Source organism: Rhodococcus sp. EPR-147 (assembly GCF_001647185.1).
GTDB lineage: Bacteria > Actinomycetota > Actinomycetes > Mycobacteriales > Mycobacteriaceae > Rhodococcoides.
Genome location: NZ_LVCU01000548.1, coordinates 1 through 13,325, shown reverse-complemented (window position 1 = coordinate 13,325; position 13,325 = coordinate 1). Strand labels below are relative to the sequence as shown.

Sequence of the window (13,325 nt, the reverse complement as noted above, 5' to 3'; positions counted from 1 at the left end):
CGAGATCCGTTCACAGACAGAGGATCACGGAGCAGACCTGATCCTGGACAACATGGGCGCGAAGTACCTCGACCGCAACCTCGACGCATTGGCCATGGACGGCACCGTCGTCACCATCGGAATGCAGGGCGGAGTGAAGGGCGAGCTGAACTTCGGCAAACTCCTCGCCAAGCGCGGCTCGGTACACGCAGCCGGATTGCGCGGCCGACCCGAAACCGGGCCGTCGAGCAAAGCGAACATCGTCGCAGAGATGACCGCACACCTGTGGCCGATGATCTCCGAGGGCCGCGTGACCGCCGTCGTGCACGCCGAGATTCCGATAACCGAAGCGGCGCAAGGACATCGAATGCTCGACGAGGCCGAGACCATCGGAAAAGTGATTCTGCGAATCCAGTAGCGCAGCTCAGCGGTCGTGCGCGGAACCTCGTAGTGGGCTACGAGGCCGGAGTGGAGCCTGCGGAACGACCCGGAGGCTCCTCGTGCGCGTGCGGCACAGCCGCTCTCAGAGGGCGAGGGCGGTGAGCGCTTTGACGAGTTGATCGATCTCGTAGCGGGTGGTGTACGGAGCCAGACCGATGGTGACGGCACCACCCTCGTCGTTGACGCCCAACGCGTCGAGCAACCGACTGCCACCGTGGACTCCGCTGACACTGCCGATTCTGGCCTGCGCGAGTTGCTCGGACACCTTCACCGCTGGCATGCCCTCGACGGTGAAGCTCAGAGTGGGGATGCGCGTCGGTGCATTGCCGAGCACCATCACGTGGTCCAGCGAACCGAGCGCCTTCATCAGGTAATCGAACAGACCGTCGTGGTAGTGCTGCAGCGATCCGATCGACAGCTCGAGGCGCTCGCGACGCGTCCCGGTCGCTGCGTCGTCGAGATTGGCCAGGTAGTCGATGGACGAGACCACGCCGGCCAACAACGCGTACTGGTGACTGCTGACCTCGAGCCGCGCCGGCCCCTTGGCCGACGGATTGAGCGACATCGACGGCAACTGTTCCAGCAGCGTCGGATCGCGGAAGATCAACGCACCGACCGACGGCCCACCCCAAGCGGCGGTGTCGATCGCGACGATGTCGGCCCCGAGTTCCTTGATGTCGACGTGGGCGTAGGGGGCAGCTCCGGCCGCGTCGACCACGATCAGCCCACCGACCTCGTGCACCAGATCCGCCGCGACCCGAACATCGGGCGCACTACCGACGATCGGCGACGCAGCAGTGACGGCGACGAGCCGAGTGGTGGAGGTGATCAGATCGTCGAACTGCCAGGTGGGCAATTCGCACGTATCGATCTCGACCTCGGCCCATCGGACATGCGCGCCCGACCGGCTGGCCACCCGCAGCCACGGTGCGACGTTTGCTTCCTCGTCCAGACGTGAGAGCACCAGACCGGTTCCCAGGCCCAGCCGCGAGCTCATCGAGTCCGCGAGCCAGGACAGCAGCGTCGCGCGGTCCGGGCCGATGACGACACCGGACGGATAGGCACCGACCAGATCGGCGATCGCGACGCGGGCGGATTCCAGCAGAGCTGCACTGCGCTTGGCCGAGGTGTTGCCGGCCGAATGATTGGAGGCACTGTGCCGAAATGCGGTGGACACAGCGGTCGACACGCGGTCCGGGATCAGCATCCCCAGCTGAGGGTCGAGATGAATCCACCCGTCACCGAGCGAGGGGATGGAACCTCTCACTCGCGCGACGTCGTAACCCATGCCGGACACTCTAAGCGCCGACCGGTGAAGCATGTGTTCCACGTCCTGTTTCCCCAGGGAACGGTTGCCCACCTCGCACGCTCGATCCTCCCGGCCTCCACTGTTCCCGACGACCGAACCAGGATAATCGCCCCTGACGATCGCGCAACGGCGAGCGAGGCGTAATGATGGATATATGACTCAATCCGAGCCGAACAGCGCGCCCGATGACCATGTCGTTGTGATCGGCCCCAACGGGGAACCGCTCGCCCTGAGCCGCGAGGAAGCGACGGCCGCTGCGGCCCGCGCCGCCGGATCCTCCGCGAACGAAGGATCGGACGATGGATCGGGCCTGTCGGAGATGGTCGAGCAGCCCGCGAAGGTGATGCGCATCGGCACGATGATCAAGCAGCTGCTCGAGGAGGTGCGCGCCGCGCCGCTCGACGACGCGAGCCGGACGCGGCTGAAGGAAATCCACAAGTCGTCCATCCACGAACTCGAACAGGGCCTCGCACCGGAACTGCGCGACGAGCTCGAGCGCCTGGTACTGCCCTTCGGCGACGACGTCGTCCCCACCGACGCGGAACTGCGCATCGCGCAGGCTCAGCTCGTCGGCTGGCTCGAAGGTCTGTTCCACGGCATCCAGACGGCCCTGTTCGCTCAGCAGATGGCCGCGCGGGCTCAACTCGAACAGATGCGGCAGGGCGCGTTGCCTCCCGGTGTGATGGGTGCCCCGGGTGGCGGCCAGGGTGGCGGGGGCCACGGCGGCGGCGGTACCGGCCAGTATCTGTAGCAAGCTCGGAATGAGCGCAGTCTCCGAAGAGAGGTAGTGTCGACCGTCGTGTCGGCACCAGCGAAGGATCCCGAGAGCGAGGCAGGAGACCAGATGCCTGCTCCGGTTTCGGACTCACAGACTTATCGGCGCGCTTTCGGCGACCTGAAAACCGGTTTCAACCAGCGCGAGCTGTGGCTGCATCTCGGTTGGCAGGACATCAAGCAGCGGTACCGCCGGTCGGTGATCGGTCCGTTCTGGATCACCATCGCCACCGGCGTGCAGGCCATCGCGATGGGTCTGCTGTATTCGGTCCTGCTCAACATCGATCTGCGCGAGTTCCTGCCACACGTCACCGTCGGCCTGATCGTCTGGGGACTGATCAGCGCCGCGATCCTCGAAGGCGGAGACGTCTTCGTCGCGAACGAGGGCTTGATCAAACAGCTGCCCAGTGCGCTGAGCGTGCACGTCTATCGCCTGGTGTGGCGTCAGCTGCTGCTGTTCGGTCACAACATGCTGATCTACGTGATCATCATCGCGATCTTCTGGCCCGAGGGCGGGCTGCACTGGACCGTGATCTTCGCGATCCCCGCGCTGGTGCTGATTCTGCTCAATGCCGTGTGGGTGTCCATTCTGTTCGGCATCGTCGCCACCCGCTACCGCGACATCGCCCCGATCCTCGGCAGCTTCGTGACGCTGATGTTCTTCATGACGCCGATCGTGTGGACCACCTCAGGCCTGCAGTCCATGGGCGGCGAGGCCGCGAACCGCGCCAAGCTCGTCGAGATCAACCCGCTCTTCCACTACCTCGACATCATCCGGGCCCCACTGATCGGCGAGGATCAGCAGGCGTACCACTGGTACATCGTGCTCGGGTTCACCGTCGTCGGCTGGGCGCTGGCCATCGTCGCACTCAAGAAGTACCGGGCCCGCGTGCCCTACTGGGTTTAGGGGTATTCGAGTTGTCCATCAGCATCAGCACTCACGACGCGTGCGTCGACTTCCCGATCTTCGACGCCAAGACGCGGTCACTGAAGAAGGCGTTCCTCGGCAAGGCCGGTGGTGCGATCGACCGCAACTCGTCCGACGTCGTCGTCGTCGAAGCTCTCAAGAACATCACGATGAACCTGAAGGACGGCGATCGCGTCGGACTGGTGGGTCACAACGGTGCGGGCAAGTCGACGCTGCTGCGGCTGCTCTCGGGCATCTACGAGCCGACGCGAGGCAGCGCCACCATCCGCGGCCGCGTCGCGCCGGTGTTCGATCTGGGCGTCGGTATGGACCCCGAGATCTCCGGCTACGAGAACATCATCATCCGTGGCCTGTTCCTCGGGCAGACGCGCAAGCAGATGCTCGCGAAGATGGACGAGATCGCCGACTTCACCGAACTCGGCGACTACCTCGACATGCCGCTGCGGACCTACTCCACGGGCATGCGCGTGCGCGTCGCGATGGGCGTGGTCACCAGCATCGACCCGGAGATCCTGCTGCTCGACGAGGGCATCGGAGCCGTGGACGCGGAATTCATGAAGAAGGCGCGTCACCGCCTGCAGGAGTTGGTGAAGCGCTCGGGAATCCTGGTGTTCGCCAGCCACTCCAACGAATTCCTGGCTCAGCTGTGCGATACCGCGATGTGGATCGATCACGGCCAGATTCGGCAGCAGGGCGGCATCGAGGACGTGGTGCGGGCATACGACGGTGACGACGCGGGAGACCACGTCGCGCAGATCTTGAAGGAGATCGAGCGGGAGGATGCAGCCGGTGGCTGACAAGATTGTCGGGGTCATCGTCACGCACAAGCGGCGTGAGTTGTTGGCTCTCTCCCTCGATGTCATCGGTGCGCAGACGCGTCCGCTCGATCATCTGGTCGTCGTCGACAATGCCGACGAGACCGCCGTACGCGAACTGGTCGAATCGACCGACCTGCCGACGACGTATCTCGGCTCGCAGCACAATCTGGGTGGTGCGGGCGGGTTCGCACTCGGGATTCTGTATGCGCTCTCGCTCGGCGCGGATTGGGTGTTCCTCGCCGACGACGACGGCCGCCCCGAGGGCCCGAAGGTGCTCGAGACCCTTTACGACTGCGCTCTCACCCACGGCCTCGACGAGGTCTCCCCCGTCGTCTGCGACATCGAGGATCCGGACCGGCTGGCCTTTCCGCTGCGCCGCGGCGTCGAATGGCGTCGGCTGCGGTCCGAATTGATCGACCCGGCGAACCCGGACGACGACCTTCTCGAAGGCATCGCCTCGCTGTTCAACGGAGCACTGTTCAAGGCGTCGACGATCGACGCAGTGGGCGTGCCCGATCTACGCCTGTTCGTGCGCGGCGACGAGGTGGAAGTGCATCGCCGATTGCAGCGATCGGGCCTGAAGTTCGGCACGTGCTTGACGACCGCCTACGTGCATCCCAACGGGGCCGAGGAGTTCAAGCCGATCCTCGGCGGCCGGATGCACACGCAGTACCCGGAGGACGCGACCAAGCGCTACTTCACGTACCGCAATCGCGGCTACCTGATGTCGCAGCCCGGTATGCGAAAGCTGTTGCCGCAGGAGTGGATTCGGTTCACCTGGTTCTTCCTGATCACCACCCGTAACCCGAAGGGTCTGGCCGAATGGTTCCGGTTGCGCGGGCTGGGGCGTCGGGAACACTTCCGTAGGCCCTAGCACCGCTCGTCATGGGGTGCGCGGACCCGCGTGATACCGCTACCGTGTGCCCATGACGGAACCTCGGAAGCTCGCTGATCGCATCAAGTCGTCGGCACGGGAGAAGCTTCAACGGGCGATCGGCGAGGTTCTGGCTCAGCAGACCGCTCAGCTGGCCGAACAGACCAGCGATCAGCAGGCGAAATTGCTCGACGTCCTCGAACGCCAGCGGCGTGAGATCGACGATCTGCACGCGTTCATCCGCGGCCTCGAGATGCGGATGCGTCGCGATATTCCGTACGCCTCCGACGTCGAAGCAGCCGCCCAGAGTGCCGAATTCGCCGAAGAGATGATGCCGCAGGCCCCCACGTTCCTGCGGCCGCACGCGACGCTGCGGTTCGCCCTCGGCGAGGTCTCCATCCGCGGCATGGCACTCGAGTTCGGCGTCGCCAGCGGAACGACGCTCGAGATCATCGCCGAGGAATTGAGCTCACGCAAGGACATCACCGTCGTCGCCGGATTCGACGTGTTCTCCGGCCTCCCCGAAACCTGGCGCACCGGTTTCCCGAAAGGGCTCTTCGAGCAGGACACCATCCCCGAAGTGCCGGGCGCACAGATCGTCCCCGGGTTGTTCGAGGACTCCCTGCCGGGCTTCCTGAAGGGCCATCACGAGAAGCTGGCGTTCCTGCACCTGGACGCCGACCTGTACTCGTCGACGGTCACCGTGCTGGATCTGGTGGCCGATCGACTCGCGGTGGGCACGGTGATCGTGTTCGACGAGTACTTCAACTTCCCCGGCTGGCGCAACCACGAGTACCGGGCGTGGACGGAATTCGTCGCACGCACCGGTACCGAGTTCGACTACCTCGGCTACACCGCCGACAACGAACAGGTCGTCGTACGCATTCGCACGGCCCCGACAGTTCGCGCGAAATAGCTACTGGCCGTAGAGGCGAGCCCAGTTCTCTCGGCTTGTCAGCTCGGGCACCGCTGCGCGGTAAGACGCAGCGACCGTCGGGGTTTCGGTGCGCAGACGCTTGAGTGCGGTCACGCCGCGCTTGAGCAGCTCGACCGCATGTTGCTTGTTGCGCTGGCGAACTCGGACGCCCTCCTGCGAGCGATCGGTGACGATCGCGTGGGAGAACAGCGAGACGTGCCACCAGTGGGCGTCGTCGGCGGAGATGGCGACCGGACCGGGGTTGACCGTGCCGCGCCACTGATTGAGCATCCGCTTGGCCAACACGGCGAATTCCATGCTCTTCTTCGGGTGCGGTCCCGCGGGGGTGATGAACATATCCGCCGGACGCACACCGGGAACGTCGTTGGCGTTGTGCCGCTTGGTTTCTCCGTACGCAGCACGTTCGCGTCGGATGGAACCGGCAGCGTCCATGCCGCCGTCGAGCAGATTTTCCGGACCGGCCAGGAAGTCCTCGACGGCCTTGATCAGCGTGTACGCCATGCCGTACTGCATCGACACCAGGTACCGCAGCAGATCGGTGAACAGCTGCTTGGCGAGCGTCCTACCGTCGAGCTCGATGTGCAGGGCGGCGGTGATCATGCCGTTGCGCAGGTTGAAGTAGCGGTGCCACTCGTCCCAGTCCTTCCACGCGAAGTCGGCATGCCATACAGCTGCACCGGGCAGCGTGACTGTCGCGAAACCATTTGCACGAGAACGGTATCCGTACTCGATGTCGTCCCACTGGAAGAACAGCGGCAGCGGGTATCCGACCTGGCCGACGATCTCGGACGGGATGAGGCACGACCACCAGCCGTTGTAGCCGGCGTCGACGCGAACGTCCTGCTGGCGCTTGCGCTTGAACGCGCTCTTGTCCGAAATTGCGTTCTTGACGTGCACTCCGGCTTCGAGCTTCTGCAGGTTCGCCACCTCGGCACCGACATGCACGCGATCGGGGTGCAAGAGGTAGAGCATCTGCGCGCCGATGATCGCCGGCTCGACGGTCATGTTGGCGAACGAGTTCATCCGCACTATCGCCTCGGGCTCGCACAGCACGTCGTCGTCCATGAAGATGACGTTGGCCGGATCGCCGCCCTTGCCCTGCACCTCGTACAGCCCGCGGGTGAATCCGCCCGCACCGCCGAGGTTGGGCTGGGTGATGTAGACGAGCTTGTCGCCGAGCTCGGCCGCCACGCGCTGGAACTTCTCGCGCGTCTGCACCTGATCGGTGCCCTGATCTACGACGTAGACGTTGTCGACCCCGAGCAGGGCGATGGGATCGTCGGCCATGGCAGCGACGGTGTTGGCGCAGTCGTCCGCGCGGTTGAACGTGCAGATCACCACCGAGGTGGGACGCAGCTTCTCCGGCGCGGCGACGGTCCACTCCGCGTCCTGCACCGACAACTCGCTCGATGTGGTGGTGAAGCGGACGTACAGCGCGCCGCCGTCGAGGAACTGCGTCGTGGCGACGGGAACGGCCAACTGAGTCGACGAGTTCGCGGAATCGACCGTTGTACTGGCCATCGTGCGCTCGTGACCCTTGTAGTCCGTGCCCACCAGATCGATCCGCCCGGCACCGGCGACGGTCGCACGGAACACCACCTCGGTGACGGTGGTCCACCGCTGCCAGTAGCTGGCCGGGAACCGTCCGAAGTAGCTGTTGGTGTGCAGCACGCTGCGCTTGGCGATACGGACGCCCGTGCGGGTGCGCTCGGCATTTCCCTTACCGACAGAGCTGTACATATCGGCACTGACCAGGGGCGACGGGCCGTCGAACAGCAGTCTCTGAACTGTCAGTTCGGGCTCGCCGTCACCGCCGGCAACAGCCGACACATCCGATGGCGAGCCGAGACGATCGAGAGCAGTGCCGTCCATACCGAGAAGTACCCCATCCAGTTCGAGTAGTGGCTCTGTGCGGTCGTGGAGAGAAGAAGACCACTGACCATGGTTGCACAGGCCCCGACCGATCTGTCCGACGCTCGCCGTCTACTTCGCTTCCTGCACCCTCGCCATCAGCACGCGGGCGGCGTCGGCGGGGTGCGTGTACGGCCACCAATGGCCGGCATCGACTCGATCGACGCGCAGATCGGGGATCCATCGATCGAGACCGTCGGTGAGGTTGGTCGACAGCATGCGGTCGTGTGACGGTACGACCACGGTGGTCGGGACCGCGCACCGTGGAGCAGGCCCGCGGAGCACACGCCGCAACACGTTCGCCCGGTAGAGGGCGATGCCGCGCTGCTGGTCGGCCACCGTCGGGGTCGGCTCACCCTCGACATTCAGCCGTGCCAACAAGTCCGGTACCCGTGTGCCCAGAACGGGCACATGAAACCCGAAGACGTACCAGGACCGGGCCAACTGCCCGATCAACGACGGCCATCGATGCGGCCGCACCAGCCGCGCCCGTGCCACCTGCCTCAGATGATCCAGACTGGGTCCGGACACCGATGTGTACGACGCGAACACGGTCGATGCGCGAGGCGAGGCCATCGCCTCCCACATCTGGACCGAACCCCAGTCGTGGGCGAAGACGTGCACCTTCCCGGTGAGGTCAGGAATCGACTCGACCACCGCGAAGGCGTCGCGCGCCAGCTGCTCGATGGACACGTCCGCCTCGTGCTCGAGCGTGGACGCTCCGCTTCCTCGTGTGTCGTAGGCGATCACCCGAACCTGGTCGCCGAGCTCGGCGATCAGCGGATCGAACACGTGACGGTTGTCGGGGTATCCGTGCACCAGCAGCACTGTGGACTTCGCCGCCGGGTCCCCGTATTCGAAGACGGGAAGCTCGGCACCCGGAGTGCGCACAGTCCAGTGGGTCATCCCGCGTCGCTCAGTGCGTACAGAGTGCCGCCGCGTAGCAAGTGGGCGATCATCCTCAGCCGCATGGCCTCCTGCTCGGGTTGCGGATGCACCACCGCGGCCAACGCCTCGCCGTCGAGCAGATGCACCACGCTGAAGACCACCGTCTCCAGATGGCGTGGATCGATCACGCCGGCGACCGGTAGCGTGCGAGCGAGTTCGGCGATCTGCTCGTGGTACCGAACGGTGAACGGCTGCAGCCGCTCTCGCAACTCCTCGTCACTACGGGCCGCGGTCAACAGCTCGTACCAGGCACCGTTGATCGGAGCGCGGCACGCAGCCCTGAGCAGTTCGAGGCAGTGCTCGATCGACGCGCTCCCGAAACCGGACAGGCCACGGCGAAACTCCACGAACTGACGTCGCCGAACCTCGTCTGCTGCGGCAACTATCAGGTCCAGCCTGGTGTCGAAATGCCGAAACATGGCACCGGAAGACACCCCTGCGCGGCTGACGATCTCACTGACACTGGTTGCGGCATAGCCCTTCTCGCACAACGACTCGATGGTCGCGTCGAGCAACTTTCCGATCGTCTCGGTCCGACGCTGCAGTTGACTCGGGCTCACACACGCTCCCGTCGACGCGGAGCCGTCGGGGTGCCGGCCCGCAGGAAACTACCTGCCCGCTCCGACACACCGAACCAGGGAGCAAAGGTGCCACCGGAGAACACCACTCGGCCTGCGACCAGGGTGGCGGCCACGGCCCGGTCGTTGCGGTTGACCATTCGACTCAGGCCACCGAACTCCGGCATGGTCTCCTCCCGGTAGGCCAGGACCTCCTCGTCCAGCCCCCCCGGATCGATCACCACGATGTCGGCGCGATCCCCCACCCGCACGTGTCCGGCGTCGAGACCGTAGAAGTCGGCCAGCTCGCCGCTGAGCTTCTGCACGGCCTTCTCCACGGTCATGAAGGGTCGGCGATCGTTTCGCGCGTCGTGCACACGGTGCAGCAACCGGATGCCGAAGTTGTAGAACGCCATGTTGCGTAGATGAGCACCGGCGTCGGAGAACCCCACGGTCACCCCGGGCTGGTTGATCAGCTTGTCCATCTGCCGCTTGCGGTGATTGGCAACCGTCGTGTGCCAGCGCAGCTTTCGACCGTGCTCGACCACCAGATCGAGGAACGCGTCCACCACGTGTACCCCGCGTTCGGCCGCAACCTCTGCGACGTTCTTGCCGACGACCGACGCGTCGGGACACTCGGTGATCTCGGCGTCGGCGAAGTCTCGATGCCAGACGCGCGAGCTGAACTTCTTCTCGAAATCGGCGCGGAACCAGCGGCGGTAGGCCTCGTCCGACAGCAACTCGTTGCGGCCCAACTCTTCTCGCAGATGTAGCGCGGCGCGGCCCGAGCCGAACTCCTCGAACACCACGAGGTCGATGCCATCGGAATACACGTCGAATGTGGTGGGCAAGTGCTGCCAGCGGAACTGTCCCTTGCCCGGCCCGTTGACGATGCGAGCGAGCGGGCCGAAGACCCGATGGATCCAGGGCGAGGCCTTCGCGTCGGCCGCCGCCAGCAACGAGATCTTGAGCGGAGTGCGGCCGATCCCGGTGGCCGAGGCAAGGAAGAACAGCATGTCGTACTTGGTGTTCAGGTTCGGAATGCTCTGCAACAGTCGGCCGCGCTTACGCAGGATCTTGTGCAGAGCACGGAATTCGCTCCACCGTGCGTACGAGGACGGCAGCGAACGAGATCGGTACCGATCCCCGTCCAGCTTGTCCCACGGGTTCGTCATCGTCGACATTCCGAGCAGCCCGGCATCGAGCGCCTGCTCGAGCGCGTCCGACATGGTGCGCCATTCCTCGCGGGTGGGCTTCTGACTGCGGTCGGTCGATCGGTCCAAGCCCATCACGTGCGCACGCAGATCAGAATGACCGACCAAGGCTGCGATGTTGGGGCCCAGAGGCAGACGCTCGAGCGCTGCGATGTACTCGTCGGGACTGGTCCACGTCTTGTGCGTATCGACGGCCTTGAGCACATGATCGCGCGGCAGCGCCTCCACCCGACTGAACAGATCAGCGATGTCGACCGGAGTGGAGTAGAGCGTCGACAACGAACAGTTCCCCAGCAGAACCGTCGTGACCCCGTGCCGAACGGACTCCTCTAGACCGGGCCCGACGAGCACTTCCGCGTCGTAATGGGTGTGCACGTCCACGAAGCCCGGGGTGACCCACTTACCGGTGGCGTCGACCACCTCGGTCGTCGGGCCCGCCTCGAGCGGAGTGGACGACACGGCCCGCACGACACCGTCGACGATGCCCACATCGGCTCGCACTCCTGGACCGCCGGACCCGTCGTAGACGGTGCCGCCGGTGATGACGACGTCGAAAGGAATGTTCGAGCTCAATGTGACCTCCGTCATAGGATGACGAAACTCTAACTTAGAGAGTGATCACTCGCAATAGCCGTACCGAGTCGGCCGTCTCGCGATCACCTGCGTGTTTCGCGCGTCGACGTTTCGGTTCCTGGACACCTCGAGAGATACAGTCGAGTGTCTTTGCCCGAACTCACGGAGTTGACCCTTGACCCCCACGGATACCCACATCGCGCGCGCCGCCCTGCCCGACAGCAGGAGAGAGCGCCTCGCGTGGGGAGCAGCGGTCGCTGCAGTGGTGGTCCTCGGCTATCTCCTGGTGCTCAGCGTCGATCCCCGTTTCTTCTACATCGACGACACCGAATCGGGTGCCGTACCCAACTGGCTCCAGCTCGGACGCATCATGCGCGACGGGCAATTCCCCTCGCTGGTGCTCGATCAGTGGATGGCCGGCAACTACCCGGTCGAGGGCCAGGGCGGCCTGTGGAATCCCGTGCAGATGGCGATCAACTACATCTCGCCGTCGATCGACAACCTGGTAGTGCTGGCAACGGTCGTCAAACTGGGCTTCTCGATTCTGTTGGCCTGGGGCGTGTTTCGAGTCGCCCTGGCCTACGGAGCGCGAGCCAACTGGGCTGCGGTAGCGGGCGCGAGCGCACCGTTCGTCGGGTTCACGCTGTTCTTCGAGAACACCTCGTGGGTGACCGCGCTGATGGGCACGGCGTGGATCATGAACGCCTGGGCGAGCTCGGTGTCCTACGCCCGCGGTCGCAGCGGTCCGATCGTGCCGTTCGCCTTCCTCTACCTCGCCATCAGCGTGGGATACGTCCACGCCGCGGTGATGGCCGGAGTGATGATCGGATCCGTCGCCATCGGCGAACGACTGTTCCAGCGGCTGTGGCGTCCGGCACTGAAGGTGTGCGCGGTAGGTATCGCTGCCGCCGCGTGCGGGGCCGTCACCTTCCTGCCCGGCGTGCTCACATCCGCGGTCACCTGGCGTAGCGGCGACGAAGGCACGTTCAACGACAACTTCCTGACCGCACCGTGGTCGGAATCGCTCACCGCGAGCATCCCGACCGCCGTGACGAGCATCGAATCCTGGGCGGGCGAAACCACCGAATCGCCGGTCACCTACATCGCCTGGTTCGTGGTGCCCGCGCTGGCGTTCATCGCGTGGCGTCGGGTACCCGCGGCTCTGCGCGAGCTGGCCGCACCACTGATCATGCTGGCGTTCGCCTTGATCTTCACCGCAGGTCCCAGCGACATCGGACCGATCCGCTGGCCCGCCCGCATTCTGCCGTTCGTCGCCCTCGTCGCACTGATTCTCGTGGTCACCCTGATCAGCCGGTACGGAACCCTCGACAAGCTGCGGCCGCGGCTGCTCGCGGCCGGCCTGCTGACGCTGGTACTGCTGCTTCGCGCCGGCTCGTCGGGTCCGGAATTCTTCGGTCGCCACGTCCTCGCTGCGCTGGTGATCCTGCTCGTCGGCGCGCTCGCTCTGCTGCTGGCCCACCGCTTCTCCACCCGGGCGACTGCGGCGCTGCTCCTGGTGACGATCGCGCCGGTCGCGATGTACCAGGTGGCCACCTACGATCCGCCCTTCGCCAAGTGGTGGCTGCCCACGTCCCAATCCGAGGCCAAGGCCGAGTTCCCACAGTGGCAGGGCGCGACTCTGCAACTCGGTAGCCGTGCGCTCACCGAAACCGCAGCCGACGGACCCGACGACCCCCGGCTGCCCTGGCACTCCCAGGTGTACGGCAACTCCGCCAAGATCATGGGCCTGGACTACGTCAACGCGTACACCCCCGTCGGCTATCTCGACTTCGCCAACCTGCTGTGCTTCGAGCACGAGGGATCGACCTGCACGGACGCCTTCCGGCGCGTGTTCGAGATCGAGCCGTACACCGGCAAGACGTACGCCGACCTGATGCAACTCGATCGAATCGTGCTGCAGAAGAACCAGTATCCGCTCGCGAACTCCCGGCCCGCACCCGCAGGCTGGATGTGGGTGACCGCGCCCACGCCCGAGTCCGCTCGCCAGATCTACGTCCTCGAACGCGTCGACGGGTTGCTTCCCGCGTCGTCGGGACGCGTC

The 13,325-nt window shown here is 65.2% G+C and carries 12 protein-coding genes; 7 read left to right on the top strand and 5 right to left on the bottom strand.

What is annotated here, in order from left to right; translation table 11 throughout:
- Nucleotides 1-397, top strand: a 397-nt coding sequence (locus A2J02_RS24445; RefSeq protein ID WP_156516369.1) for a zinc-binding dehydrogenase, incomplete at its 5' end; no start/stop codon positions are given.
- Nucleotides 398-502: 105 nt separating this feature from the next.
- Here the strand turns inward: A2J02_RS24445 and A2J02_RS24440 are convergent.
- Entirely contained in the window at nucleotides 503-1,708 is a 1,206-nt protein-coding gene (locus A2J02_RS24440; protein ID WP_068054866.1) for a cysteine desulfurase-like protein, read from the bottom strand.
- A 175-nt stretch (nucleotides 1,709-1,883) separates the two neighbouring features.
- On the opposite strand from A2J02_RS24440, the gene A2J02_RS24435 reads away from it, so the two are divergent.
- Genes A2J02_RS24435 through A2J02_RS24415 form a run of 5 tightly spaced genes read left to right on the top strand, consistent with a single transcriptional unit; the run spans nucleotide 1,884 to nucleotide 6,039 of the window.
- Nucleotides 1,884-2,480, top strand: a complete 597-nt coding sequence (locus A2J02_RS24435; protein ID WP_068054864.1) for a bacterial proteasome activator family protein — start codon at nucleotides 1,884-1,886, stop codon at nucleotides 2,478-2,480.
- Nucleotides 2,481-2,528: 48 nt separating this feature from the next.
- Nucleotides 2,529-3,410, top strand: coding sequence for a galactan export ABC transporter permease subunit Wzm/RfbD (wzm, locus tag A2J02_RS24430; protein WP_068054868.1), 882 nt, complete (start codon nucleotides 2,529-2,531; stop codon nucleotides 3,408-3,410).
- A gap of 11 nt (nucleotides 3,411-3,421) precedes the next feature.
- On the top strand, nucleotides 3,422-4,228 hold the full coding sequence (wzt, locus tag A2J02_RS24425; RefSeq protein WP_068054862.1) for a galactan export ABC transporter ATP-binding subunit Wzt/RfbE: 807 nt from the start codon (nucleotides 3,422-3,424) through the stop codon (nucleotides 4,226-4,228).
- Nucleotides 4,212-5,123: a galactofuranosyltransferase GlfT1 gene (gene glfT1 / locus A2J02_RS24420; protein WP_068054860.1), complete on the top strand. Its 912-nt coding sequence runs from the start codon at nucleotides 4,212-4,214 to the stop codon at nucleotides 5,121-5,123. Before wzt ends, glfT1 begins: the two co-directional genes overlap by 17 nt.
- Before the next feature lie 52 nt (nucleotides 5,124-5,175).
- Nucleotides 5,176-6,039 (top strand): TylF/MycF/NovP-related O-methyltransferase, encoded by an 864-nt coding sequence (locus tag A2J02_RS24415; RefSeq protein ID WP_068054857.1) that lies wholly within the window; start codon nucleotides 5,176-5,178, stop codon nucleotides 6,037-6,039.
- Here A2J02_RS24415 and A2J02_RS24410 read toward each other — a convergent pair whose 3' ends face one another.
- The 4 genes from A2J02_RS24410 to A2J02_RS24395 form a co-directional block, all read right to left on the bottom strand.
- On the bottom strand, nucleotides 6,040-7,932 hold the full coding sequence (locus A2J02_RS24410) for a glycosyltransferase (protein ID WP_082899050.1): 1,893 nt from the start codon (nucleotides 7,930-7,932) through the stop codon (nucleotides 6,040-6,042).
- Between the two features lie 111 nt (nucleotides 7,933-8,043).
- On the bottom strand, nucleotides 8,044-8,877 hold the full coding sequence (locus A2J02_RS24405) for an alpha/beta fold hydrolase (protein WP_068054854.1): 834 nt from the start codon (nucleotides 8,875-8,877) through the stop codon (nucleotides 8,044-8,046).
- On the bottom strand, nucleotides 8,874-9,479 hold the full coding sequence (locus A2J02_RS24400; RefSeq protein ID WP_068054851.1) for a TetR/AcrR family transcriptional regulator: 606 nt from the start codon (nucleotides 9,477-9,479) through the stop codon (nucleotides 8,874-8,876). The genes A2J02_RS24405 and A2J02_RS24400 overlap by 4 nt, the downstream gene beginning before the upstream one ends.
- Nucleotides 9,476-11,278 (bottom strand): N-acyl-D-amino-acid deacylase family protein, encoded by a 1,803-nt coding sequence (locus tag A2J02_RS24395; RefSeq protein ID WP_068054849.1) that lies wholly within the window; start codon nucleotides 11,276-11,278, stop codon nucleotides 9,476-9,478. The genes A2J02_RS24400 and A2J02_RS24395 overlap by 4 nt, the downstream gene beginning before the upstream one ends.
- Before the next feature lie 160 nt (nucleotides 11,279-11,438).
- Between A2J02_RS24395 and A2J02_RS24390 the strand changes: the two genes are divergently transcribed.
- Nucleotides 11,439-13,325, top strand: a 1,887-nt coding sequence (locus tag A2J02_RS24390; RefSeq protein ID WP_068054847.1) for a hypothetical protein, incomplete at its 3' end; no start/stop codon positions are given.

Coding starts and splice junctions, on each gene's coding strand:
- A2J02_RS24440 (WP_068054866.1), bottom strand. CDS start 1,708: ATGGGTTACGACGTCGCGCGAGTGAGAGGTTCCATCCCCTCGCTCGGT.
- A2J02_RS24435 (WP_068054864.1), top strand. CDS start 1,884: ATGACTCAATCCGAGCCGAACAGCGCGCCCGATGACCATGTCGTTGTG.
- glfT1 (WP_068054860.1), top strand. CDS start 4,212: ATGCAGCCGGTGGCTGACAAGATTGTCGGGGTCATCGTCACGCACAAG.
- A2J02_RS24415 (WP_068054857.1), top strand. CDS start 5,176: ATGACGGAACCTCGGAAGCTCGCTGATCGCATCAAGTCGTCGGCACGG.
- A2J02_RS24410 (WP_082899050.1), bottom strand. CDS start 7,932: ATGGACGGCACTGCTCTCGATCGTCTCGGCTCGCCATCGGATGTGTCG.
- A2J02_RS24405 (WP_068054854.1), bottom strand. CDS start 8,877: ATGACCCACTGGACTGTGCGCACTCCGGGTGCCGAGCTTCCCGTCTTC.
- A2J02_RS24395 (WP_068054849.1), bottom strand. CDS start 11,278: ATGACGGAGGTCACATTGAGCTCGAACATTCCTTTCGACGTCGTCATC.